The organism is Serratia proteamaculans (assembly GCF_949794035.1).
GTDB lineage: Bacteria > Pseudomonadota > Gammaproteobacteria > Enterobacterales > Enterobacteriaceae > Serratia > Serratia proteamaculans.
In genome coordinates, this window is the sequence record NZ_OX461105.1 from 4,933,306 (window position 1) to 4,959,529 (window position 26,224).

General features: G+C 55.8%; 15 protein-coding genes, 3 tRNA genes and 4 rRNA genes. 7 read left to right on the forward strand and 15 right to left on the reverse strand.

All coding sequences use genetic code 11. The annotated features are described in order from the left end of the window. Positions 1–7: 7 nt before the first annotated feature. Positions 8–805 (reverse strand): alkaline phosphatase family protein, encoded by a 798-nt coding sequence (locus QOT07_RS22905; RefSeq protein WP_099065629.1) that lies wholly within the window; start codon positions 803–805, stop codon positions 8–10. Positions 806–816: 11 nt separating this feature from the next. Then, on the reverse strand, positions 817–1,878 hold the full coding sequence (locus QOT07_RS22910; RefSeq protein WP_099065628.1) for an ABC transporter substrate-binding protein: 1,062 nt from the start codon (positions 1,876–1,878) through the stop codon (positions 817–819). A gap of 192 nt (positions 1,879–2,070) precedes the next feature. Between QOT07_RS22910 and QOT07_RS22915 the strand changes: the two genes are divergently transcribed. Next, positions 2,071–2,781 carry a UTRA domain-containing protein gene (locus QOT07_RS22915; RefSeq protein WP_099065627.1) on the forward strand — a complete coding sequence of 237 codons (711 nt, stop codon included), beginning with the start codon at positions 2,071–2,073 and terminating at the stop codon, positions 2,779–2,781. Between the two features lie 36 nt (positions 2,782–2,817). Here the strand turns inward: QOT07_RS22915 and metH are convergent, their stop codons facing one another. Then, entirely contained in the window at positions 2,818–6,513 is a 3,696-nt protein-coding gene (metH, locus tag QOT07_RS22920; RefSeq protein WP_430523296.1) for a methionine synthase, read from the reverse strand. Positions 6,514–6,711: 198 nt separating this feature from the next. On the opposite strand from metH, the gene iclR reads away from it, so the two are divergent. The 5 genes from iclR (at position 6,712) to QOT07_RS22945 (ending at position 12,288) form a co-directional block, all read left to right on the forward strand. Next, positions 6,712–7,542 (forward strand): glyoxylate bypass operon transcriptional repressor IclR, encoded by an 831-nt coding sequence (gene iclR / locus QOT07_RS22925; protein WP_099065625.1) that lies wholly within the window; start codon positions 6,712–6,714, stop codon positions 7,540–7,542. 249 nt (positions 7,543–7,791) lie between these two features. Continuing rightward, complete coding sequence (gene gntK, locus QOT07_RS22930) at positions 7,792–8,331, forward strand: gluconokinase (RefSeq protein ID WP_099065624.1); 540 nt, start codon at positions 7,792–7,794, stop codon at positions 8,329–8,331. Further along, complete coding sequence (gntU, locus tag QOT07_RS22935) at positions 8,328–9,665, forward strand: gluconate transporter (RefSeq protein ID WP_207977248.1); 1,338 nt, start codon at positions 8,328–8,330, stop codon at positions 9,663–9,665. Before gntK ends, gntU begins: the two co-directional genes overlap by 4 nt. Before the next feature lie 110 nt (positions 9,666–9,775). Then, a complete protein-coding gene (edd, locus tag QOT07_RS22940) occupies positions 9,776–11,590 on the forward strand; it encodes a phosphogluconate dehydratase (protein ID WP_283603958.1) in 1,815 nt (604 codons plus the stop codon). A gap of 56 nt (positions 11,591–11,646) precedes the next feature. Next, positions 11,647–12,288, forward strand: a complete 642-nt coding sequence (locus QOT07_RS22945) for a bifunctional 4-hydroxy-2-oxoglutarate aldolase/2-dehydro-3-deoxy-phosphogluconate aldolase (protein ID WP_283603959.1) — start codon at positions 11,647–11,649, stop codon at positions 12,286–12,288. A 30-nt stretch (positions 12,289–12,318) separates the two neighbouring features. Here the strand turns inward: QOT07_RS22945 and aceK are convergent, their stop codons facing one another. The 11 genes from aceK to QOT07_RS23000 all read right to left on the reverse strand — a co-directional run bounded on the left by aceK (position 12,319) and on the right by QOT07_RS23000 (position 24,287). Then, entirely contained in the window at positions 12,319–14,073 is a 1,755-nt protein-coding gene (gene aceK, locus QOT07_RS22950) for a bifunctional isocitrate dehydrogenase kinase/phosphatase (RefSeq protein WP_283603960.1), read from the reverse strand. A gap of 70 nt (positions 14,074–14,143) precedes the next feature. Then, positions 14,144–15,451, reverse strand: a complete 1,308-nt coding sequence (gene aceA, locus QOT07_RS22955; protein WP_099065619.1) for an isocitrate lyase — start codon at positions 15,449–15,451, stop codon at positions 14,144–14,146. 46 nt (positions 15,452–15,497) lie between these two features. Beyond that, complete coding sequence (aceB, locus tag QOT07_RS22960) at positions 15,498–17,096, reverse strand: malate synthase A (RefSeq protein WP_283603961.1); 1,599 nt, start codon at positions 17,094–17,096, stop codon at positions 15,498–15,500. A gap of 387 nt (positions 17,097–17,483) precedes the next feature. Next, on the reverse strand, positions 17,484–18,413 hold the full coding sequence (gene metA / locus QOT07_RS22965) for a homoserine O-acetyltransferase MetA (protein WP_099065617.1): 930 nt from the start codon (positions 18,411–18,413) through the stop codon (positions 17,484–17,486). 376 nt (positions 18,414–18,789) lie between these two features. Next, positions 18,790–18,905 (reverse strand): 5S ribosomal RNA (gene rrf / locus QOT07_RS22970). A gap of 50 nt (positions 18,906–18,955) precedes the next feature. Beyond that, positions 18,956–19,031, reverse strand: a tRNA-Thr gene (locus QOT07_RS22975). Between the two features lie 13 nt (positions 19,032–19,044). Next, positions 19,045–19,160 (reverse strand): 5S ribosomal RNA (gene rrf / locus QOT07_RS22980). Positions 19,161–19,260: 100 nt separating this feature from the next. Then, positions 19,261–22,170, reverse strand: a 23S ribosomal RNA gene (locus QOT07_RS22985). 194 nt (positions 22,171–22,364) lie between these two features. Next, positions 22,365–22,440, reverse strand: a tRNA-Ala gene (locus QOT07_RS22990). Between the two features lie 125 nt (positions 22,441–22,565). After that, positions 22,566–22,642, reverse strand: a tRNA-Ile gene (locus QOT07_RS22995). Positions 22,643–22,744: 102 nt separating this feature from the next. Then, a 16S ribosomal RNA gene (locus tag QOT07_RS23000) occupies positions 22,745–24,287 on the reverse strand. The 16S, 23S and 5S rRNA genes sit together here with 3 tRNA genes alongside, the layout of an rRNA operon. Before the next feature lie 537 nt (positions 24,288–24,824). Here QOT07_RS23000 and QOT07_RS23005 point away from each other — a divergent pair. Next, positions 24,825–25,367 carry a gamma carbonic anhydrase family protein gene (locus QOT07_RS23005; RefSeq protein WP_085119627.1) on the forward strand — a complete coding sequence of 181 codons (543 nt, stop codon included), beginning with the start codon at positions 24,825–24,827 and terminating at the stop codon, positions 25,365–25,367. Positions 25,368–25,404: 37 nt separating this feature from the next. Here the strand turns inward: QOT07_RS23005 and aroE are convergent, their stop codons facing one another. After that, positions 25,405–26,223, reverse strand: coding sequence for a shikimate dehydrogenase (gene aroE, locus QOT07_RS23010; protein ID WP_099065726.1), 819 nt, complete (start codon positions 26,221–26,223; stop codon positions 25,405–25,407). Position 26,224 lies beyond the last annotated feature (1 nt).

A 26,224-nucleotide genomic window follows, 5' to 3' on the forward strand; every position in this document is an offset into this window, starting at 1 on the left:
TTCGCCCTTATGCCAACAACGCACGGCAACGCGGCTTGTCATGCGCCACCTGTAGCAGCTCGCACAGCGTGCCGCACAGGTCGGTTTGCTGCGGATTGGCGTCGCTTTGGCTGAATGCGCTACCGAAGACAAACAGCGGCACCTGACGCTCTTCCGGCAACACGCCACCGTGGCTGCGATCGTCATTCATCCCGTGATCGGCAGTGACCATCACCTGATAGCCGTCGGCCAACCAGTCGGCCAGATAGCGCGACAATACCCCGTCGGCATTGCGCGCCGAATTACGGTACTGCGGCGAAGACAGACCGAAGCGGTGCCCGGCGTCGTCAATATTCATCGGGTGGATCAGCAAGAAATCGGGCTGATGACGGCGGCGTAAACTTTCCGCGTCGTCAAACAGATGAGAGTCCGGGTAGCGGTCGTCATAATAAAAATGACCGTGCTGGATCGGCAGCCCGCTATCCTCGGTATGGCGATCGCGCGCGGCGTCGAACGGGGTACGGTTGTACAGCTCACTGAACCAATGATAGGCAGCCGCCGCGGTGGTTAACCCGGCGGCACGCGCATAGTGAAACACGCTCTGCTGATGCGAGAGGCGTGACACCTGGTTATGCACCACGCCGCTCTCCACCGGCGGCACACCGGTGAGGATACATTCATACAGCGGGCGGGAGAGCGAGGGGAGCTCGCTCTCCAACTGATACAACCGTCCGCGCCCTGCCGCACATTCGGCCTGCAGATAGCCCATGGCGTCATGCGCCACCTGATAGTTCAGACCGTCCAGCAGCACGAGGATCGTTTTCATAATGGTTTAACTCACTGCTGCATAAACATAATGACGTTTTCCTGCCACTGACGCGGCAGCGTTTTGGCGCTTTGTTCCCAGGCCGCCGGATCGGCGATTGGGTGGGCATTTTTATACTGTTCGGCCGGCAGCAGCTTGGCTTTGACGTCGTCCGGCAGCGTCAGATGTTCGGCACGGATTGGGCGGGCATAGCCACGCGCCAGGTTAATCTGGCCGGCATCAGAGAAGATGTATTCACGCGCCAGCTTGGCGGCATTCGGGTGCTTGGCGTATTTGTTGATGATGGTGGTGTAGCCGGAAGTGATTGAGCCGTCGGACGGGATCAGCACTTCAAAGCGGGTTTTGTCGATCTGGTCACGGTAGTTAAGCCCGTTAAAGTCCCAAACCACGCCGACCTGCACTTCGCCTTTTTCCAGCGAGGCGATCACCGGGTTACTCAGGCTCAAACGCCCGGCCTTGGCCAGCTTGCCGAAGAACTCCAGACCCGGCTTCAGGTTCTTTTCATTGCCGCCCATGGCGTAAGTCGCTGCCAGCACACCGCTGGCCGCCTGCGAAGCGGTCCCCACGTCACCGATAGTGACCTGATAAGTCCCTTTCAGCAGATCCGCCCAGCTGTGCGGGATCTCTTTCACCTGTTTCTTGTTGATAATGAAGGCAATGGTGCCGGTATAGGCCAGTGCCCAGTGGCCGTCCTTGTCTTTCGCCCAGTCAGGCACCTGATCCCAGGTGGATGGCTTGTACGGCTGGGTCACCCCTTTCTGTACCGCAATCGGGCCAAAGGCCGCACCTACATCACCAATATCCGCCGTAGCGTTGCTCTTTTCCGCGTCGAACTTGGCGATTTCCTGCGCCGAGCTCATGTCGGTATCGGCATGCTTCAGGCTGTACTTGGTCAACAGATCCTGCCAGGTGTCTTTCCAGTTGGCCCAGCTGTCCGGCATGCCGACGCTGTTAACTTCCCCTTCCTTCTTGGCAGCCTGTTCCAGCGCCGCGAGGTCGGAATCGGCAGCCCAGCTCATTTGGCTGGACAGGACAATGGCACTGGTTAACACAGAAGCGCACAAACGTTTCATAACTGATGCTCCGGGTGGTAGTGTGGAAGTGGCTGGACTAGTCCAGCAAGAACCAAGCCAATCTAACGGACGAATGTGATAATTATATGTCAGTGTAAAAAAGCAGCATTTTTATCGTATTTGGTGCGTCACAGGGCTGCCGTTGGTCTACCTTAACTGGGGCAAGAAGCACTGAAATGGGGCAACTGTTGCATGAGTGAAGGAACAACTACCGTGGCAACGATTTGCCAGACTCTGGCCAGCCGTATCGCCAACGGGGAATTCAGCGCCGATGGCAAACTGCCTTCTGAACGCGCCCTGAGTGAACAGTTTTCCACCACCCGCATTACGCTGCAGGAAGCGCTCGGTCAGTTGGAAGCGCAGGGGGTGATTTACCGTCAGGTCAGGCGCGGCTGGTTTATCTCGCCGCCCCGGCTGGTGTACAACCCGTTGCAGCGCAGCCATTTCCACGCCATGGCGCAGCAGCAGGGGCGTGATGCCCATACCGAAGTGATCGACACCGCTACCCTGCCGCTATACGGCGAGCTGTGCCAACGGTTGGTTTTGCCACCCGGCAGCGAGGTCTACCGCATTCGTCGGCTGCGTTATATCGATGGCCGCGCGGTGTTGTACTGTGAGCACTACCTCAATCCCGCCTACTTTGCCGGTATTCTGGACGAAGACTTAACCCAGTCGCTGACCGGTCTATATGCCGAACGCTACGGTATTCGCTATGGGCGAGTACGTTTCGATATGCTGCCGACCCTGCTGCCGCAGGAAGCAGCCGCAATGCTGAAAGTGACCTACGGCAGCCCGGCGCTATTTATTACCCGGGTTAACCGCGATCAGCACGATCGGGTGATTGATTGTGATTTGGAATATTGGCGTTACGACGCACTGCACATTGACGTGGAGGCACAATGACAGGGGCGCGGCCAGCGCGCCCCGAATGAAGGATGATCAGTCGGCGTCATAGCCGAGGTTAGGTGCCAGCCAGCGTTCAACCTCGCTGACGCTCATGCCTTTACGCGCCGCATAGTCTGCTACCTGATCGCGCTGGAGCTGCGCCACCGCAAAATACTTGCTCTGCGGATGGCTGAAGTACCAGCCGGACACTGCCGCCCCCGGCCACATGGCGAAGGACTCGGTCAACACCATGCCGGTATGGCGGTTAACATCCAGCAGGCGCCAGATCTCCGCTTTCTCGGTGTGCTCCGGACAGGCCGGATAGCCCGGTGCCGGACGGATGCCCTGATAGTTTTCGCGGATCAGTTCTTCATTGCTCAGGTTCTCTTCGGTCGCGAAGCCCCAGTGCAGCTTGCGCACCTGCTCATGCAGGTACTCGGCGAAAGCTTCCGCCAGACGGTCCGACAGCGCTTTGACCATGATTTTATTGTAATCATCGTGCTGCGCATCATAGGCTGCCGCCAGTTCATCCTCTTCCAGACCGCCGGTTACCGCGAAGGCACCGAAGTAGTCGGCCTTGCCGCTGCTTTTTGGCGCGACAAAGTCCGCCAGGCAGTAGTTCGGGAAGTCGGTTTTTTCGGTCTGCTGACGCAGGTGGCGGCTGACCACCAGCACCTCATCACGGTTCTCGTCGCGATATACCTCAACGTCGTCACCGACGCGGTTGGCCGGGAACAGGCCATAGACACCACGCGGGTTGAGACTGCCGTTGGCAGCCAGCAGGTCCAGCATCTGGTTGGCATCGGCGAACAGCCGTTTGGCCTCTTCCCCCACCACTTCATCTTCCAGAATGCGCGGATATTTACCCGCCAGTGACCAGGTCATAAAGAACGGCGTCCAGTCGATATAATGACGCAGCGTCTCAATGCCGGCCTCAACCGGATAAACACCCAACTGCTTTGGCACCGGCGGCTGGTAGTTTTCCCAGTCCAGCACCATGGCGTTATCACGGGCTTTCTGCAGGTCAACCGGCGGGGTACGCGGTTTTTTACGCGCGTGCTGGATACGCACGGTTTCATATTCTTTACGGGTACGCGCCACAAAGTCATCGCGTTGGGTGGCGGAAAGCAGTGCCGATACCACACCCACGGTGCGCGAGGCATTCTGTACGTAGGTGGTTGATCCGCTGTAGTTCTGCTCAATCTTCACCGCGGTATGGGCCTTGGAGGTCGTCGCGCCACCAATCAGCAACGGCAGGGTAAAGCCCTGACGCTCCATCTCTTTTGCCACGTTGACCATCTCATCCAGCGACGGGGTAATAAGCCCCGACAGGCCGATGATGTCCACGTTTTGCTCACGCGCGGTTCTGAGGATTTTCTCCGTCGGCACCATCACGCCCAAATCGACAATTTCGTAGTTGTTGCACTGCAGTACCACGCCAACGATGTTTTTGCCGATGTCGTGCACGTCGCCCTTCACCGTCGCCAGCAGGATTTTGCCTGCCGTAGAGCCTTTCTCTTTGCTGGCCTCGATGTACGGCTCCAGATAGGCCACCGCCTGCTTCATGACGCGGGCAGATTTCACCACCTGCGGCAGGAACATTTTGCCTTCGCCGAACAGGTCACCGACCACGTTCATCCCCGCCATCAGCGAGCCTTCGATCACTTCGATCGGACGAGCTACCTTTTGCCGGGCTTCTTCAGTATCCAGTTCGATAAACTCGGTAATGCCTTTGACCAGCGAATATTCCAGCCGCTTCTCGACCGGCCAGCCGCGCCATTCCGCCTGCTGTACCGCCACTTCGTTGTCTTTGCTGCCGCGGTATTTTTCCGCCAGTTCCAGCAGGCGCTCAGTGCTATCGTCACGACGGTTGAGGATCACATCCTCCACCGCCTCGCGCAGTTCGGCACTGAGATCGTCGTAGATCGCCAACTGCCCGGCGTTAACAATACCCATGTCCATGCCGTTACGGATCGCGTGATACAGGAACACCGCGTGGATCGCCTCACGCACCGGATCGTTGCCACGGAATGAAAACGAGACGTTGGATACGCCACCAGAGATCATCGCGTGCGGCAGGTGGGTTTTGATGTCGGCACAGGCTTCGATAAAGTCGACGGCATAATTGTTATGCTCATCGATACCGGTGGCGACGGCAAAAATATTCGGGTCAAAAATGATGTCTTCCGGCGGGAAGCCGACGCGCTCGGTCAGGATTTTATAGGCACGGCGACAAATCTCGAACTTGCGCTCGCGGGTATCCGCCTGGCCTGCCTCGTCAAATGCCATCACCACCACCGCAGCACCGTAGCGGCGCACCAGTTTGGCATGGTGGATAAAGGCCTCTTCACCCTCTTTCATCGAAATCGAGTTAACGATGCCTTTGCCCTGGATACACTTCAGGCCTTTCTCGATCACCGACCATTTGGAGGAGTCGATCATGATCGGCACGCGGGCAATATCCGGTTCACCGGCGATCAGGTTGAGGAAACGCACCATCGCCGCTTCGGCGTCGAGCATCCCCTCATCCATGTTGATGTCGATAATCTGTGCGCCGCTTTCCACCTGCTGGCGGGCAACGGCCAGCGCTTCGCTGTATTTTTCTTCTTTGATCAGTCGCTTAAAGCGGGCGGAACCGGTGACGTTGGTGCGCTCGCCCACGTTGACGAACAGCGTTTTGGCATCGATGTTCAACGGTTCAAGGCCGGCCAGACGGCAGGCGACCGGGATTTCAGGCAGTTGACGTGGCGGTACGCCCGCCACCGCTTTGACCATCGCGGCAATGTGTTCCGGCGTGGTGCCACAGCAGCCGCCGATAATATTCAGGAAGCCGGCATTCGCCCACTCGCCAACCTGTTTCGCCATCTCTTGCGCGTCCAGATCGTATTCGCCGAAGGCATTGGGCAAACCGGCGTTGGGGTGAGCAGTAACGTAGCTCTCCGAGATGCGCGACAGCTCAGAAACGTATTGGCGCAGTTCGTCCGGGCCCAGCGCACAGTTCAGACCAAAGCTCAACGGCTTGACGTGACGCATCGAGTTATAGAAGGCTTCGGTGGTTTGGCCGGACAGGGTTCGGCCGGAGGCGTCGGTGATGGTGCCGGAAATCATGATCGGCAGCGCAACGCCCAGGGCTTCAAATTCGGTTTCCACCGCGAAGGCGGCGGCTTTGGCGTTCAGGGTATCGAAGATGGTTTCGATCATGATCAGATCGACACCGCCTTCTACCAGTGCCCGCGTCGATTCGCGGTAGGCTTCCACCAGCTCATCGAAAGAAACATTACGGAACGCCGGATCGTTGACGTTCGGTGAAATAGAGGCGGTGCGGTTGGTCGGCCCCAGCACCCCGGCCACGTAACGCGGCTGCTCAGGCGTGCGTGCGGTCCATTCATCGGCGCAGGCTCGTGCCAGGCAGGCGGCCTGATAGTTAATCTCGGCGGACAGCGACTCCATATGGTAGTCGGCCATGGCGATAGGCGTGGAGTTGAAGGTATTGGTTTCGAGAATATCGGCCCCGGCTTCCAGGTAGCCGTAGTGAATGGCGGTAATCACTTCCGGCTTGGTCAACACCAACAGGTCGTTATTGCCTTTCAGATCGCTCTGCCAGTCGGCAAAACGTTCGCCACGAAAGTCGCTCTCTTCCAGACGATAGCTCTGGATCATGGTGCCCATGCCGCCGTCCAACACTAAAATTCGCTGCGCTAACTGCCGGCGCAGTTGTTCTACTCGATTTGTCACTGTAGCCCCTTCAATTACCGATCCAGCCCATCGCTCAATTGCTGCAAAAACCAACGAGCCATCCTAGCACAGGTTGTAGTGGCAAAGGGGCGAGCGCTAATTGAGAGTTTTTCAGGTTGCCGGACAACAGATCCGATGAGCTGATTGATGGCTTGCAATTCATACGTAAAAAACGAAAATGAATTCCATCATACGGAAAAAGGAATGTGAAATATGGTCACCCCTGCTCCTGCCAAACGCGGCAAAAAGCCCCGTGCTGCATCCCCGGCCGCCAGTGCGCCCACCGGCCAGGTGCAGTCGTTGACCCGTGGTCTGAAATTATTGGAATACATTGCCGAAGCGCAGGGTAACGTGGCACTGACCGATCTGGCCCAACAGGCCGGCTTGCCCAATTCCACCACCCACCGCCTGCTTACCACCATGCAACAGCAGGGATTCGTGCGTCAGGTGGGCGATCTGGGCCTGTGGACCATCGGCTCACATGCCTTTGTGGTCGGCAGCAGCTTCCTGCAGAGCCGCAACCTGCTGGCGATGGTGCACCCAACGCTGCGCCGCCTGATGGAAGAGTCCGGCGAGACGGTCAATCTGGCGGTGCTGGATACCAGCGAGTACCAGGCAATTATTATCGATCAGGTGCAGTGCACCGCGTTGATGCGCATGTCGGCACCGATCGGCGGCAAACTGCCGATGCACGCTTCCGGCGCCGGGAAAGCCTTTCTTTCCACCCTGTCGGATGAGCAGGTCACCAAACTGCTGCATAAAAAGGGCATGCAAACCTATACCCAGCATACCCTGACGCCGCACAACCTGAAGGAAGGTCTGGCGCAGATCCGCAAGCAGGGCTTTTCCTTTGACGATGAAGAGCATGCGCTCGGCCTGCGCTGCGTCGCGGCCTGCATCTTCGATGAGCACCGTGAAGCCTTCGCCGCTATCTCGATCTCCGGCCCGGTGTCACGCATTACCGACAACCGCGTGATTGAGCTGGGTGCGTTGGTGATCCACGCGGCGAAAGAGATCAGCCTGGAATATGGCGGCGTGCGTTAAGCATAGCCCTCTCTGGGGTGCAGTTTCTGCGCCCCGGCCTGTTTCGCCCTCTGCTGTTGTCAGCATGTAAAACGCTGTACCGATCCTGTTTATCCCGCCCAATAAAAACTTGAAGCCGATCACAGATAACGATCCTGCCTGCGAAAGCCCATTGCAACCGGCGAAACTTCCTTCGACAATGTTACCGATAACATGTTACCGGTAACAATTAGCGCAAGGTAACGCCACTTGTCGTTTTGGAGCTAAGCCATGACCAATAATCAAAACCGTATTTACGTCATTATGGGCGTTTCCGGCAGCGGTAAGTCCGCCGTGGCCGCCGCAGCGGCCCGCCAACTGTCCGCCGGGTTCCTCGACGGCGATTTTCTGCACCCGCGTAGCAATATCCTGAAAATGGCCGCCGGTGAACCGCTGAACGATGAAGACCGTGCCCCGTGGCTGGCTGCACTCAACGATGCCGCCTTCGCCATGCAACGCACCAATAATGTCTCGGTCATCGTCTGCTCAGCGCTGAAAAAACACTACCGCGATCGCCTGCGCGCCGGTAATGGCAACCTGTCGTTCATTTACCTGCACGGTGACTTCCCGGTGATCGAAGCCCGTCTGGCAGCACGTAACGGCCACTTCTTCAAACCGCAGATGCTGGTGACGCAGTTTGCCGCACTGGAACAACCGGGCGCAGACGAGAGCGATGTGATGTCTGTAGACATCAACCAACCGCTGGAAGGTGTGATCGCCGACACCGTTCGGCATATCCAGAGCTTCCTGCCACAGGACGTGTGCGCGTGAATACTGTAACGCTGGTCGGTACCGCAGTCGGCTCGGTTCTCTTACTGCTGTTTCTGGTGATGAAGGCGCGTATGCACGCCTTCGTTGCGTTAATGCTGGTGTCTATCGCTGCCGGGATCTTCTCCGGCATGCCGCTCGACCGCATCGCCGATACCATGCAAAAAGGTATGGGCGACACGCTGGGCTTCCTGGCCATCGTGGTGGCACTGGGGGCAATGTTCGGCAAGATACTGCACGAGGTCGGTGCACTGGATCAAATTGCGGCGCATTTGCTGAAACGTTTCGGCCAGAGCAAGGCTCATTACGCGCTCGGTATCGCCGGTTTGATCTGTGCCCTGCCGCTGTTCTTTGACGTGGCCGTAGTGCTGCTGATCGGCATCGTGTTTGCCGTGGCGCGCCGTACCGACGGCAACATCGTTAAGCTGGCCATTCCGCTGTTTGCCGGTGTCGCCGCCGCCGCTTCGTTCTTGCTACCGGGACCGGTACCGATGCTACTGGCGTCACAAATGAAGGCCGACTTCGGCTGGATGATCGCCATCGGCCTGGTCGCCGCGGTTCTCGGCATGCTGATTGCAGGCCCGTTGTACGGCAGCTTTATCAGCCGCTATGTGAACTGGCCGATGCCGGCGGATGAAAACGAACCGACGCTGAACACCGCCAACCTGCCGTCATTTGGCCTTAGCCTGGCGCTGGTACTCTGCCCACTGGTGCTGGTCGGCATGAAAACCATTGGTGCCCGCCTGGTCACGCCAGGCTCGCCGTTACAGCAGTGGCTGGAGTTTATTGGCCACCCGTTTATCGCCATTTTAGTCGCCTGTTTGATCGTGATTTATGGCCTGGCAAAACCACGCGGCATGACCAACGAGCAAACGCTGGCCATCTGTTCTGCGGCGGTCCAGCCCGCCGGGATCATCTTGCTGATGACCGGTGCCGGTGGCGTATTCAAACAGATCCTGGTGGATTCCGGCGTCGGCCCGGCACTGGGTGACGCCATGATCGGCACCGGTCTGCCGATCGCCGTCGCAGCCTTTGTATTGTCCGCCATGGTGCGGGTGATCCAGGGCTCCGCCACCGTGGCCTGTCTGACCACCGTCGGCCTGGTGCTGCCGGTGACCAGCCAACTGGGACTCGGCGGCGGGCAACTGGCCGCGCTGGCAATCTGTATTGCCGGTGGGTCTATCGTGCTCAGCCACGTCAATGACGCCGGCTTCTGGCTGTTCGGTAAATTTACCGGGGCCAATGAACTGCAAACGCTGAAAACCTGGACGGTGATGGAAACCATTCTGGGCAGCGTGGGCGGCATCATCGGCATGATCGCTTTCACCCTGTTTTAAAACACCATAACGACATAACAACGCCCCCGGCCTTTGCACATCAGGGCCGCAAACCACCACCGGGGGCACCGCCACAGGCGGCGTCTATAACAATAGCATGTGAGGAAGGTATGATTAATCCAACCCTATCCCGTGTCACACAACGCATCATCGACCGTTCCAAACACAGCCGTGCCGCCTATCTGGCACGCATTGAGGCGGCTCGTTCACAAACCGTACATCGTGCACAACTGGCCTGCGGCAACCTGGCGCACGGCTTCGCCGCCTGCCAACCGGATGACAAAACCGCGCTGAAAAACATGGTGCGCAGCGATATCGCCATCATAACCGCTTATAACGACATGTTGTCCGCCCACCAGCCCTACGAAAACTACCCGCAAAAGCTTAAACAGGCACTGCACGCGGTGGGTGCTGTCGGTCAGGTGGCCGGTGGTGTACCGGCCATGTGCGACGGTGTGACCCAGGGGCAGGACGGCATGGAGCTGTCGCTGATGAGCCGCGATGTGATTGCCATGTCCTCCGCCATCGGCCTGTCGCACAATATGTTCGACGGCGCATTGTTCCTCGGCATCTGCGACAAAATCGTCCCGGGCCTGGTGATGTCTGCCCTGTCCTTCGGCCACTTGCCGTCGCTGTTTGTGCCCGCCGGCCCGATGAGCAGCGGCTTGCCGAACAAAGAGAAAGTACGGGTACGCCAACTGTATGCCGAAGGCAAGGCTGACCGTCTGGCACTGCTGGAGGCCGAAGCCGCCTCCTATCACGGCATCGGCACCTGCACCTTCTACGGCACCGCCAACACCAACCAGATGGTGATGGAAGTGATGGGGCTGCATCTGCCGGGCGCTTCCTTCGTACATCCGGATACACCGCTGCGCGATGCGCTGACCGACGCCGCCGCCCGTCAGGTGACCCGCCTGACCGAGACTGCCGGCAACTATCTGCCGATCGGCCAACTGATGGATGAAAAAGTGGTGGTGAACGGCATCGTGGCGCTGCTGGCCACCGGCGGCTCCACCAACCTGACCATGCATATGGTGGCCATGGCTCGCGCCGCCGGTATCATTATCAACTGGGACGACTTCTCCGAGCTGTCGGACGCCGTGCCGCTGTTGTGCCGTATCTACCCGAACGGCCCGGCGGACATCAACCAATTCCAGGCATCTGGTGGCGTAGCCCTGGTGGTACGCGAACTGTTAAAGCACGGCCTGCTGCACGAAGACGTGCACACCGTGGCCGGTTTTGGCCTGGCGCGCTACACCCAGGAACCGTGGCTGGACAATGGCCAACTGGCCTGGCGTGAAGGGACGGAGACGTCGCTCGATGCCAAGGTGATCGCCAGCGTAAATGAGCCTTTCGAGCATCACGGCGGTACCAAAGTGTTGGCCGGTAACCTCGGCCGGGCGGTCATGAAAACCTCGGCGGTACCGACGGACAACCAGATTATCGAAGCGCCGGCAGTAGTATTTGAAAGTCAGCATGACATTGTTCCGGCGTTTGAAGCCGGCAAGCTGGATCGCGATTGTGTGGTGGTAGTGCGCTTCCAGGGACCACAGGCCAACGGCATGCCCGAACTGCACAAACTGATGCCACCACTGGGCGTACTGATGGACCGTGGATTTAAAGTGGCGCTGGTGACCGATGGCCGCCTGTCCGGCGCTTCCGGCAAGGTGCCTTCCGCCATCCACGTGACCCCGGAAGCCTACACCGGCGGCATGTTGGCCAAGGTGCAAAGCGGCGACCTGATCCGCGTGAACGGCCGCACTGGCGAGCTGGCATTATTGGTCGATGCCGAGCAGTTGGCCCAGCGTGCGCCTTACCAGCCCGACCTGAGCGCAGAACATATCGGCTGTGGCCGCGAACTGTTCGGTGCCTTGCGCAGCCAGCTTTCCGGGGCCGAACAGGGCGCCTGCTGTATTAAATTTTAACCGATAGCATGGCCGTGCAGCCCGAAGGCGGCGGCCATAACTGGAGAGAACCGTTAATGAAAAATTGGAAGACAAGCGCAGAACAGATCCTGATGGCCGGACCGGTAGTCCCGGTGATCGTCATCAACAAGCTGGAACATGCAGTCCCCTTAGCGAAAGCCCTGGTAGCCGGAGGCGTGCGGGTATTGGAAGTCACCCTGCGCACCGCCTGCGCGATGGACGCGATCCGCGCCATTGCCAAAGAAGTGCCCGATGCGATTATCGGCGCCGGTACCGTCATTAATCCACAGCAGTTGAAGGAAGTGACCGATGCCGGCGCTCAGTTTGCCATCAGCCCGGGCCTGACCGCCGATCTGCTGAAAGCAGCCACTGCTGGTTCAATCCCGTTAATTCCCGGTATCTGCACCGTGTCGGAACTGATGCTGGGCATGGATCACGGCCTGCGTGAGTTTAAGTTCTTCCCGGCGGAAGCCAACGGGGGCGTGAAAGCGCTGCAGGCTATCAGCGGCCCGTTCCCACAGGTGCGCTTCTGCCCAACCGGTGGCATTTCACCGAATAATTACCGTGACTATTTGGCGCTGAAAAGCGTGCTGTGCATCGGCGGCTCCTGGCTGGTACCGGCAGAGGCGCTGGAAAGCGGCGACTACGCACGCATCACCGAATTGGCGCGCGCCGCCGTTGCGGGGGCGAAAGCTTAATCGTATTGGGCGCGGTGATGAACTGCGCCCTTAAGCCGTGGCCGAGGTCGCAGGTAGCGCCGCCCCACTGCGCTGGCTGAAACGGCGTTTTTTACGGTAAGCAAACACGTCCTCCACATGCCCATCACGGATGCGCTGTTGCAACCCGCGCCAATAGTCGGCCTCGAACAGGTCGCGATGCATCTCTTCAAACACCTGTCGGATGCGCCGGTCGCCACACAAGAAATGCCTGAACTCCTCCGGAAACACATCATTGGGTGACACGCTATACCAGGGTTCGCTGGCCAACTCATCTTCCGGGTAGCGCGGCGGCGGAATATCGCGGAAGTTGACCTCGGTCATGTAGCAAATCTCATCGTAATCGTAGAACACCACTCGCCCGTGCCGGGTCACGCCGAAGTTCTTGAACAGCATGTCGCCGGGGAAAATATTGGCGGCGGCCAGTTGCTTGATCGCATTACCGTATTCTTCTATCGCGTCACGCATCTGTTGTTCATCAGCCTGCTCCAGATACAGATTCAGCGGCGTCATGCGGCGTTCCATATACAGATGCTTGATCGCGATGCGATCCCCCAGATCCTCCAGCTTGTCCGGCACCTCACGCTGCAGTTCCGCCAATAATTCCGGACTGAGACGCGCCTTGTCGACGACAAAATTTTCGTACTCCTGAGTATCCGCCATGCGCCCCACGCGATCGTGTTCCTTTACCAGTTGGTAGCACGCCATGACCTGCGCCTGCGTCACCTCTTTTTGCGGCGCAAACTCATCCTTGATCACCTTGAACACCCGATCGAACGACGGCAGGGTAAAGACCAGCATCACCATACCCTTGACCCCTGGCGCGATGATGAACTGCTCCTGCGAACCGCTCATAAACGTCAGGTACTCGCGGTAACATTCTGTTTTCCCGTGCTTCTGGCAGCCGATCGCCATATACAGCTCGGCGGTGGTTTTGCCCGGCAGGATTTCGCGCAGCCACTCGACCATCGCCGCTGGCAGGGGAGCGTAAACCATAAAATAAGAACGGGCGAAGCCGAACACGATGCTGGCCTCGGCCTTGCTGGTCAGACAGGTATCAATAAACAAAGCGCCGGAATCACTGTGGTGGATCGGCAACAGGAAAGGATAGACCCGGTCTGCCACTCGCAGCTTACCTACCAACCAGGCCGCTTTGTTACGGTAAAACAGCTCGTTGGCGATTTGGAACGTCGCTCCTGCCAACTGCTGCGCACTGAAGCTTTGCTGCAACGCCTGGGTGATGTAATCAATATCACGCGATAAGTTTTCCCACGGCAACCGCAGAGGCAAGTCGGTCAGCAGGTTGTACAGCATCGCCGAGACGTCGCCGTTGGCGGTGAAATCGCGTGACAGAGGACGCGGGATGTCGCGAAAGCGCCCTTCCGGCTGGGAGCTGAAAACGAACAGTTTTTCCGGCGTCAGATCGCGGTGCCGGAACAGCCGACAGTAGACGGAATTGAAGAAGCTTTCGGCGATCTCAAAGCGCGGGTACTCCGGCAGTAAATCGGTATACACCGCCTTCACCCGGCAGGGGAAATCCGCATCAAAATACTTTTGCCCGGTGATGCACTTCAGTTGCTCTACCACCAGGCCGACGTGGTGATCATACAGGTGGATACGCTTTTTCATCGCCTGCTGCACTGCCGGCCAGTCCGCCCGCTCAAAACGCTGCTGCGCACCGGCGGTCACCTCCAGGAAGCGGCCGTACTGTGCATCAAAGCCCTGCAGGATCGTCTGCGCAATCAACAGCTCCAGTTTTGCCGCCATCCTTACCTCCCGCCAGAAAATAGAGCCTGCATAAGCAGGCTCCGGGTTACCACTTGTCAGCGTTGCCGCCTCAGAACTGCTGTTCTTCCGTCGAACCGGTCAGCGCCGTCACCGATGAAGCACCGCCCTGAATAATGGTAGTCACCTTGTCGAAGTAACCGGTGCCCACTTCCTGCTGGTGTGAGGCAAAGGTGTAACCGCGTGCCACGGCGTCGAATTCCGGCTGCTGTACTTTCTCGACGTAGTGCTTCATGCCCTCACCCTGCGCATAGGCGTGCGCCAGGTCAAACATGTTGAACCACATGCTGTGAATACCTGCCAGCGTGATGAACTGGTATTTGTAGCCCATCGCCGACAGCTCTTCCTGGAAGCGAGCGATAGTCTGATCGTCCAGGTTCTTTTTCCAGTTGAATGACGGCGAGCAGTTGTAAGCCAGCAGTTTGCCCGGGAATTTGGCATGGATCGCATCGGCAAAGCGCTTGGCCGCCTGCAGATCCGGCGTGGAAGTCTCGCACCACACCAGGTCAGCGTACGGGCAATATGCCAGGCCACGGCTGATCGCCTGCTCAACACCAGCATGAGTGCGGAAGAAACCTTCGGCGGTGCGCTCACCGGAAACAAACTCGCGGTCGTAAGGATCGCAGTCAGAGGTCAGCAAATCGGCAGCATCGGCATCGGTACGCGCAATCACCAGCGTCGGCACACCAAGTACGTCGGCCGCCAAACGTGCAGCAACCAGCTTCTGGATCGCTTCCTGGGTTGGCACCAGCACTTTGCCGCCCATATGACCGCATTTTTTCACCGCCGCCAGTTGGTCTTCGAAGTGCACCCCGGCAGCACCGGCCTCAATCATCGCCTTCATCAGTTCGAAGGCATTCAGCACGCCGCCAAAGCCGGCTTCGGCATCGGCCACGATCGGCAGGAAGTAGTCGGTGTAGCCTTTGCTGCCCGGTTCAATTTTGTTAGCCCACTGGATCTGATCGGCGCGGCGGAAGGTATTGTTGATGCGCTCAACCACGCCCGGTACGGAATCAACCGGATACAGTGACTGGTCCGGGTACATCGCAGACGCGGTGTTGGCATCGGCCGCCACCTGCCAGCCGGACAGGTAAATCGCCTCGACGCCAGCCTTGGCCTGCTGCAACGCCTGACCGCCGGTCAGTGCCCCCAGGCTGTTGACATAACCTTTGCGTGATTTACCGTGCAGCAGTTCCCACAGTTTGGCGGCACCGTTCTGCGCCAGCGTGCAGACCGGGTTAACCGAACCGCGCAGATTAATCACGTCTTCCGCGCTGTACGGGCGGGTGACACCTTCCCAGCGGGCCGATTTCCATTCCTGTTCCAGCTGTTGGATCTGTTGAGCACGAGAGGTAGACATAATTTTTATCCTTTTCATAATGTAGGGTTAATGGTCAGGAACAGGTTCAGGCCAGCAGCTCATAGCCAGGTAAAGTCAGGAAATCGATTAATTCGTCTTGCGTAGTGATACGTTCCATCAGACGCGCGGCTTCTTCGAACCGGCCAGCGTTAAAGCGCGCCTCACCCAACTCTTCACGTACCACCAACATTTCTTCTTTCAACATCTGGCGAAACAGTGCCTTGGTGACCAGTTGGCCATCGCTCAGGCTCTTTTCGTGGTGGATCCACTGCCAGATAGAGGTTCGGGAAATCTCTGCCGTCGCCGCATCTTCCATCAGGCCGTAAATCGGCACGCAACCATTGCCGGAAATCCAGGCCTCGATGTATTGCACCGCCACGCGGATATTGGCCCGCATGCCTGCTTCGGTACGTTCACCGTCACAAGGTTCCAGCAGCTGCGCAGCACTGATTGGCGCGTCGTTTTCACGCAGCACTTCCAGTTGGTTGCGGCGCTCACCGAGTACCCGGCTGAACACTTCCATGACGGTATCCGCCAGGCCTGGATGTGCCACCCAGGTACCGTCGTGGCCGTTATTGGCTTCCAGCTCTTTATCCGCCCGGACCTTGTTCAGCACCCAGGCATTTTTCTCCGCGTCTTTGCTCGGGATAAACGCCGCCATACCGCCCATGGCAAAGGCACCGCGCTTATGGCAGGTCTTGATCAGCAAGCGGGAGTAGGCGCTAAGGAATGACTTGTCCATAGTGACCGACTGACGATCCGGCAATACGCGGTCGGCATGATTTTTCAGCGTCTTGATATAGCTGAAGATGTAATCCCAACGGCCGCAGTTCAAGCCGACGATGTGATCGCGCAAGTGGTAGAGGATCTCGTCCATCTGGAATACCGCCGGCAGCGTTTCGATCAGCACCGTGGCTTTGATGGTGCCACGTGGCAGGGAGAAACGATCTTCGGCAAAGCTGAAGACTTCGCTCCACCAGGCGGCTTCCTGCCAGGACTGAGTTTTCGGCAGGTAGAAATAAGGACCACTACCTTTGGCCAGCAATTGACGATAGTTATGGAAGAAATACAGCGCAAAATCGAACAGGCCGCCCGGGATTGCTTCCCCCTGCCATTGCACGTGCTTTTCCGGCAAATGCAGGCCGCGTACGCGAGCAATCAATACCGCTGGGTTCGGCTTCAGCTGATAAATCTTGCCGGCTTCATTGGTATAAGAGATGGTGCCGTTCACTGCATCATGCAGGTTGATTTGACCATCGATCACTTTGTCCCAGCTCGGCGCCAGTGAATCTTCGAAGTCCGCCATAAACACCTTCACATTGGCGTTCAGGGCGTTGATCACCATCTTGCGTTCAACCGGACCGGTGATTTCCACCCGGCGGTCGCGCAAATCCTCAGGTATGCCGCGGACAGACCACTCACCATTACGAATGGAAGCAGTTTCCGAAATGAAGTCTGGAAGTTCGCCTTGATCGATCTTCTGCTGCCAGCAGGCGCGCGCAGCCAATAGTTTGTTGCGCTGTGGAGTAAACTTACTCACCAGTTCCGCCAGGAATTCGACCGCGTCATCCGTCAACACCTGTCGCTCAGCAGCGGTGAAACCCTGCGTAAACGTTAACTCCGTGCCTACTATCTGTTGCGTCATTGTCTTGCTCCTTCCCATCGTTGCGCACCGCTGCCGCTAGCCAGCCCGGCGCATCTTTATCAAAAATCAGTGTGGATCAGGGCCGATAAAACGATCCTTAACTGGTCAGATCTCTTCTCTCTGGATCTAAGAATACCCAACTAAAAATAAAAATCAAAAACGATTTCCATTTTATTATAAAATATTTTATTAACCTTTTATTATCAATTGGTTAATAAAAACAACAATGAATACCAGTAAGGAAACCGGTTCCATAAACTGCCAAGAATTAATTTAAGTGATTGTTAGGAAATGACTTTTACTAGAATAGAGAAGAAAAGAAGGGATGCAGATGAGGGATAAGTGACGTCGGCGGCCTCGATTCAGCCGCCGATTGGGGTAAAAAGGTTACTCGAGAGTTGGGTTCATATGACGCAGATCGTATGGCGTGATTTGGTAAACATAGTAGTTGAGCCAGTTGGCAAACAACAGGTGGCCATGACTGCGCCAGGAGGCTTTTGGGGTGAGTTCGGGGTTATCATCGGGGAAGTAATTCAAGGGTACTACAGGATTAAGACCAGCCTCGTTATCGCGACAATACTCACCCGCCAACGTCAGCGCATCATACTCCGGGTGCCCGGTAACAAACGCCAGGCGCTTGTCTTTACTGGCGAACAAATAGGCCCCGGTCTGCTCTGATTCGGCCAGGATATCCAAATCCGTGTACTGGCGGATGATCTCCGTGGGGAAGTCCGCATAGCGTGAATGGGGAGCCAGGAAGGTCTCATCAAAACCGCGGGTCAGCAACGCGTGCTGTTGCAGTGTTTGATGCTGATAAACACCCGACAGTTTCACTTCACGGGTCATCTTCGGGATGCCGTACAGAATGTTTAATGCAGCCTGTACCGCCCAACAGACAAACAGCGTGGAGGTGACGTGGTTCTTGGCCCAATCAATCACCCGTTCAATCTGTGGCCAGTAGGCAACGTCGCAGAAATCAACCAGTCCCAACGGCGCCCCGGTGACAATCAAGCCATCAAAGTTCTCATCCTGAATGTCTTCAAAATCACAGTAGAAGTTGTTCAGATGCTCCGCCGGCGTGTTCTTCGACTCGCGGCTATCGATACGCAGCAGCTGGATATCAATTTGCAGCGAAGAGTTGGAAAGCAGACGTAAAAATTGGTTTTCCGTCTCGATCTTTTTTGGCATCAGGTTGAGGATCAGCACTTTCAACGGCCTGATTTCCTGTGTTTTTGCCCGAGAGGATGTCATCACAAAGACATTCTCATTGCGCAAGAAACTGACTGCAGGTAACTCATCAGGAACACGAATCGGCATTGCTTAACCCTCACACATCCATTTAAACGTTTAGACTTCTAGATGCCCGAAGATAGCGGTTTTTGGGCACAATGTCGAGTGTTCTACAGGAAGGTGAAAATGTTTCATTGCGCTGGTATAGGTGGAATTCATCCGTTTTTTAAAAACACAAAGCAAAAAGGCCATCCTTTCGGATGGCCTCTTGGCTTAATTGATGCTTGGCAGTGTCCTACAATACTCGTCTCATCCTGAGACTCACCCCTTTGGGGCCGCCGCAAGCGGCGTTAAAGCCCGTTCCCGACGGGCTTTTCGCATGTCCATACTCGAGTTGAACACCGAATAACAGAAAAAGTAAAAAGCCCCATGCTTTCGCATGGGGCTTCGTACTTTGTTTGATGCTTGGCAGTGTCCTACTCTCGCATGGGGAGACCCCACACTACCATCGGCGCTACGGCGTTTCACTTCTGAGTTCGGCATGGGGTCAGGTGGGACCACCGCGCTATTGCCGCCAAGCAAATTCTTTTAATTCTTTTCGCCGAACTTCTAAACCCACTTTAATAAAGTGGTGCTGATACCCAGAGTCGAACTGGGGACCTCACCCTTACCAAGGGTGCGCTCTACCAACTGAGCCATATCAGCACACTAATTTGATGCCTGGCAGTGTCCTACTCTCGCATGGGGAGACCCCACACTACCATCGGCGCTACGGCGTTTCACTTCTGAGTTCGGCATGGGGTCAGGTGGGACCACCGCGCTATTGCCGCCAGGCAAATTCTGTTTCATTCCAACCGCTACTACCCGTAGCCATCAGAACCAATCTCGGAACATTCGCTGAAAATCTGTCTCTCTAAAACACTTTTGGTGTTGTAAGGTTAAGTCTCACGGATCATTAGTACTGGTTAGCTCAATGCATCGCTGCACTTACACACCCAGCCTATCAACGTCTTAGTCTTAAACGTTCCTTCAGGGGGATCAAGTCCCCAGGGAAGACTCATCTCGAGGCAAGTTTCGCGCTTAGATGCTTTCAGCGCTTATCTTTTCCGCACTTAGCTACCGGGCAATGCCATTGGCATGACAACCCGAACACCAGTGGTGCGTTCACTCCGGTCCTCTCGTACTAGGAGCAACCCCTCTCAATCTTCCAACGCCCACGGCAGATAGGGACCGAACTGTCTCACGACGTTCTAAACCCAGCTCGCGTACCACTTTAAATGGCGAACAGCCATACCCTTGGGACCTACTTCAGCCCCAGGATGTGATGAGCCGACATCGAGGTGCCAAACACCGCCGTCGATATGAACTCTTGGGCGGTATCAGCCTGTTATCCCCGGAGTACCTTTTATCCGTTGAGCGATGGCCCTTCCATTCAGAACCACCGGATCACTAAGACCTACTTTCGTACCTGCTCGAGCCGTCACTCTCGCAGTCAAGCTAGCTTATGCCTTTGCACTAACCTCACGATGTCCGACCGTGATTAGCTAACCTTCGTGCTCCTCCGTTACTCTTTGGGAGGAGACCGCCCCAGTCAAACTACCCACCAGACACTGTCCTCACCCCAGATTATGGGGCCGAGTTAGAACATCAAACATTAAAGGGTGGTATTTCAAGGTTGGCTCCACGCAGACTGGCGTCCACGCTTCAAAGCCTCCCACCTATCCTACACATCAAGGCTCAATGTTCAGTGTCAAGCTATAGTAAAGGTTCACGGGGTCTTTCCGTCTTGCCGCGGGTACACTGCATCTTCACAGCGAGTTCAATTTCACTGAGTCTCGGGTGGAGACAGCCTGGCCATCATTACGCCATTCGTGCAGGTCGGAACTTACCCGACAAGGAATTTCGCTACCTTAGGACCGTTATAGTTACGGCCGCCGTTTACTGGGGCTTCGATCAAGAGCTTCGCCTTGCGGCTGACCCCATCAATTAACCTTCCAGCACCGGGCAGGCGTCACACCGTATACGTCCACTTTCGTGTTTGCACAGTGCTGTGTTTTTATTAAACAGTTGCAGCCAGCTGGTATCTGCGACTGGCTTCAGCTCCGAGAGCAAGTCTCTTCACCTACGCGCCAGCGTGCCTTCTCCCGAAGTTACGGCACCATTTTGCCTAGTTCCTTCACCCGAGTTCTCTCAAGCGCCTTGGTATTCTCTACCTGACCACCTGTGTCGGTTTGGGGTACGATTTGATGTTACCTGATGCTTAGAGGCTTTTCCTGGAAGCTTGGCATCAACTACTTCTGCACCGTAGTGCATCGTCATCACGCCTCAGGGTTGAATAAGTAACCGGATTTACCAAGTCACTCCCCCTACACGCTTAAACCGGGACAACCGTCGCCCGGCTAGCCTAGCCTTCTCCGTCCCCCCTTCGCAGTAACACCGAGTACAGGAATATTAACCTGTTTCCCATCGACTACGCCTTTCGGCCTCGCCTTAGGGGTCGACTCACCCTGCCCCGATTAACGTTGGACAGGAACCCTTGGTCTTCCGGCGAGCGGGTTTTTCACCCGCTTTATCGTTACTTATGTCAGCATTCGCACTTCTGATACCTCCAGCAACCCTCACAGGCCACCTTCAACGGCTTACAGAACGCTCCCCTACCCAACAACGCCTAAGCGTCGCTGCCGCAGCTTCGGTGCATGGTTTAGCCCCGTTACATCTTCCGCGCAGGCCGACTCGACCAGTGAGCTATTACGCTTTCTTTAAATGATGGCTGCTTCTAAGCCAACATCCTGGCTGTCTATGCCTTCCCACATCGTTTCCCACTTAACCATGACTTTGGGACCTTAGCTGGCGGTCTGGGTTGTTTCCCTCTTCACGACGGACGTTAGCACCCGCCGTGTGTCTCCCGTGATAACATTCTTCGGTATTCGGAGTTTGCATCGGTTTGGTAAGCCGGGATGGCCCCCTAGCCGAAACAGTGCTCTACCCCCGAAGATGAGTTCACGAGGCGCTACCTAAATAGCTTTCGGGGAGAACCAGCTATCTCCCGGTTTGATTGGCCTTTCACCCCCAGCCACAAGTCATCCGCTAATTTTTCAACATTAGTCGGTTCGGTCCTCCAGTTAGTGTTACCCAACCTTCAACCTGCCCATGGCTAGATCACCGGGTTTCGGGTCTATACCTTGCAACTATTCGCCCAGTTAAGACTCGGTTTCCCTACGGCTCCCCTATACGGTTAACCTTGCTACAAAATATAAGTCGCTGACCCATTATACAAAAGGTACGCAGTCACCCAACAAAGTAGGCTCCCACTGCTTGTACGTACACGGTTTCAGGTTCTATTTCACTCCCCTCGCCGGGGTTCTTTTCGCCTTTCCCTCACGGTACTGGTTCACTATCGGTCAGTCAGGAGTATTTAGCCTTGGAGGATGGTCCCCCCATATTCAGACAGGATGTCACGTGTCCCGCCCTACTCATCGAACTCACAATTAATGCATTTTAGTGTACGGGACTATCACCCTTTACTGTGCGACTTTCCAGACGCTTCCACTAACACAAGAACTGATTCAGGTTCTGGGCTCCTCCCCGTTCGCTCGCCGCTACTGGGGGAATCTCGGTTGATTTCTTTTCCTCGGGGTACTTAGATGTTTCAGTTCCCCCGGTTCGCCTCATACGACTATGTATTCATCGTATGATAGTGCAACGAATTGCACTGGGTTTCCCCATTCGGGTATCGCCGGTTATAACGGTTTATATCACCTTACCGACGCTTATCGCAGATTAACACGCCCTTCATCGCCTCTGACTGCCTAGGCATCCACCGTGTACGCTTAGTCACTTAACCTCACAACCCAAAAGTGTTTCCACCTTCGTGCTGCTACATTTGAGAGACTCTATGACAGGTTAATCCTTACTCCAATACGTCTACGGAGGAGTAAGTTTCAGCTGTCATGTTTCAATTTTCAGCTTGTTCCAGATTGTTAAAGAGCAAAATCTTAAACGTGATTCTTGCGAATCAGTTTTAAGATTTTTTTGATATGGTGGAGCTAAGCGGGATCGAACCGCTGACCTCCTGCGTGCAAGGCAGGCGCTCTCCCAGCTGAGCTATAGCCCCATATCAGAAAAGCATTTTTCTACACCCTGTCTACTACCTTCGCCAATTCGCTTCTAGTCAAAGCGAAGTCCTGCGACGTTTACTCACGTAAACAACCAGGGCGACAACGCAGGATAGGAGGGAATTGGTGGGTCTGAGTGGACTTGAACCACCGACCTCACCCTTATCAGGGGTGCGCTCTAACCACCTGAGCTACAGACCCGACAAGGTGCTTTAAGGCTTAACCGGGAAGATTAAACCTTATGCTCTCTTTCATTTCATCAGACAATCTGTGTGAGCACTACACGCAATCAATATCATTAGGTAAGGAGGTGATCCAACCGCAGGTTCCCCTACGGTTACCTTGTTACGACTTCACCCCAGTCATGAATCACAAAGTGGTAAGCGCCCTCCCGAAGGTTAAGCTACCTACTTCTTTTGCAACCCACTCCCATGGTGTGACGGGCGGTGTGTACAAGGCCCGGGAACGTATTCACCGTAGCATTCTGATCTACGATTACTAGCGATTCCGACTTCACGGAGTCGAGTTGCAGACTCCGATCCGGACTACGACGTACTTTATGAGGTCCGCTGGCTCTCGCGAGTTCGCTTCTCTTTGTATACGCCATTGTAGCACGTGTGTAGCCCTACTCGTAAGGGCCATGATGACTTGACGTCATCCCCACCTTCCTCCGGTTTATCACCGGCAGTCTCCTTTGAGTTCCCACCATGACGTGCTGGCAACAAAGGATAAGGGTTGCGCTCGTTGCGGGACTTAACCCAACATTTCACAACACGAGCTGACGACAGCCATGCAGCACCTGTCTCACAGTTCCCGAAGGCACTAAGGCATCTCTGCCGAATTCTGTGGATGTCAAGAGTAGGTAAGGTTCTTCGCGTTGCATCGAATTAAACCACATGCTCCACCGCTTGTGCGGGCCCCCGTCAATTCATTTGAGTTTTAACCTTGCGGCCGTACTCCCCAGGCGGTCGACTTAACGCGTTAGCTCCGGAAGCCACGCCTCAAGGGCACAACCTCCAAGTCGACATCGTTTACAGCGTGGACTACCAGGGTATCTAATCCTGTTTGCTCCCCACGCTTTCGCACCTGAGCGTCAGTCTTTGTCCAGGGGGCCGCCTTCGCCACCGGTATTCCTCCAGATCTCTACGCATTTCACCGCTACACCTGGAATTCTACCCCCCTCTACAAGACTCTAGCTTGCCAGTTTCAAATGCAGTTCCCACGTTAAGCGCGGGGATTTCACATCTGACTTAACAAACCGCCTGCGTGCGCTTTACGCCCAGTAATTCCGATTAACGCTTGCACCCTCCGTATTACCGCGGCTGCTGGCACGGAGTTAGCCGGTGCTTCTTCTGCGAGTAACGTCAATGCAATGTGCTATTAACACACTACCCTTCCTCCTCGCTGAAAGTGCTTTACAACCCGAAGGCCTTCTTCACACACGCGGCATGGCTGCATCAGGCTTGCGCCCATTGTGCAATATTCCCCACTGCTGCCTCCCGTAGGAGTCTGGACCGTGTCTCAGTTCCAGTGTGGCTGGTCATCCTCTCAGACCAGCTAGGGATCGTCGCCTAGGTGAGCCATTACCCCACCTACTAGCTAATCCCATCTGGGCACATCTGATGGCGTGAGGCCCGAAGGTCCCCCACTTTGGTCCGAAGACGTTATGCGGTATTAGCTACCGTTTCCAGTAGTTATCCCCCTCCATCAGGCAGTTTCCCAGACATTACTCACCCGTCCGCCGCTCGTCACCCAGAGAGCAAGCTCTCCTGTGCTACCGCTCGACTTGCATGTGTTAGGCCTGCCGCCAGCGTTCAATCTGAGCCATGATCAAACTCTTCAATTAAAAGCTTGATTTGCTTCAACTCGTGAAGCGATGCTCGAAAATAACTTTCGTAATAGTCGTTCTGTTGGACAAGCCAACGAAACAACGTATTGCTTGGTCACTCTTCAAGACTTGATATTTTTTCGAACCCGAAGGTTCTGGATATCGTCTTGTGGAGTGCCCACACAGATTGTCTGATAAATTGTTAAAGAGCAGTGAGTTAGCCGCCGTAGCTTGCTATCTCGAGGTGGCGTATATTACGCTTTCCTCTTTCAGAGTCAACCCCTAAATTTCAGGATTTTTTCTCTTCGAACCCCGGAGACTCTGTGAAGTTGTTCACATGTTCCGTGTCGATGGAGGCGCATTATAGGGATCCGAATTTTTTGCACAACCCCTTTCTTGATCTTTTCTTACTGTTTGCACACTTTTCAGCCCCTTCGAGTGGATCTTGCGCGATCAGGGCCGTTTTCCGCAGGATCCGTCACTTCAGTTGGTTGTAATTCCACCGCCAGCGTCTAGTATTGCCGGTAAATATGATCCCGACGTGAGGCTATTACCATGTCCGATGCAGTACGTTCTTATCTTCATTACTCTCCTAAACTGGGTCAACGCGTCATGATCGACCCTTCCAGCGTGGTGATCGGCAACGTTGAGCTGGCCGATGACGTCAGTATCTGGCCATTGGTTGCTATCCGCGGCGACGTGAACGCAGTAAAAATTGGTGCACGCAGCAATATTCAGGATGGCAGCGTGTTGCACGTGACCCATAAGTCTGAACATAACCCTGAAGGTTATCCGTTGCTGATCGGTGAAGACGTTACCGTTGGGCACAAAGCCATGTTGCACGGCTGCGCCATTGGCAATCGAGTACTGGTAGGAATGGGATCGATCCTGCTGGATGGTGCAGTAATAGAAGATGATGTAATGATTGGCGCCGGCAGCTTGGTCGCGCCGGGTAAACGACTGGCGAGCGGTTATCTTTATATGGGTAGCCCGGCACGCCAGGTTCGTCCACTGACCGCCGCCGAGCGAGAGGGGTTGCTTTACTCTTCTACTAACTATGTACGCTGGAAAGACGAATACTTGTCAGAAGATATCTGACAAGCGCCCGTTCCCTCACCGGAGAACGGGCCGGAATTTACGCGGCCAGTTCGTGACGCAGCTGACGCAATACCGGTTCGATCTCCGGCATTACACCATGCCACAACAGAAACGCATGCGCGGCCTGCCCCACCAGCATCCCTAAACCGTCGGCATATTCTGTGGCACCCTGTTGCTGCGCCCAGGCCAGGAAGGGTGTTAATCCTTGCTGATAAAACATGTCATAACAACGGGTATGGCCATTGACCGTACCAACCGGTAACGCCGGGATGTCACCACTGATACCGGATGCCGTTGCGTTAATCACTAGATCAAACTGTTGTTGATCGAGTTGATCCAGAGGCAACGCGGATATTTCACCCAGGTGCTGGAATACCTGCGCCAGTGTCTGCGCACGGCTAAAAGTACGGTTGGTGATCACCACTTCACAGCCAAAAGACAGTAGTGGCAAGATCACGCCGCGCGCCGCGCCACCCGCCCCCACCAGCAGGATACGATCCTTCGGTTGGATCAACCCCTGACGTTCAAGATCGGTCAGCAGGCCGATCCCATCGGTGTTGTCACCCAGTAACCCGCCGTCTGGCAGTATTTTCAAGGTATTTACCGCACCGGCCAGCGAGGCCCGTTGACTCAGTTCAGTCGCCGCCTCGTAGGCCTTCTCTTTAAAGGGAACCGTGACGTTCGCTCCCTGACCACCAGCCTGAATAAACGCCTGCAGAGTGGTTTCAAAACCGTCCAGCGGCGCCAGCACCGTACCATAAGGGTGTTCTATACCTGTTTGGGCGGCAAATAGCGCATGAATACGCGGTGATTTGCTGTGACCGATAGGGTTACCGAATACCGCAAACTTCTCCATG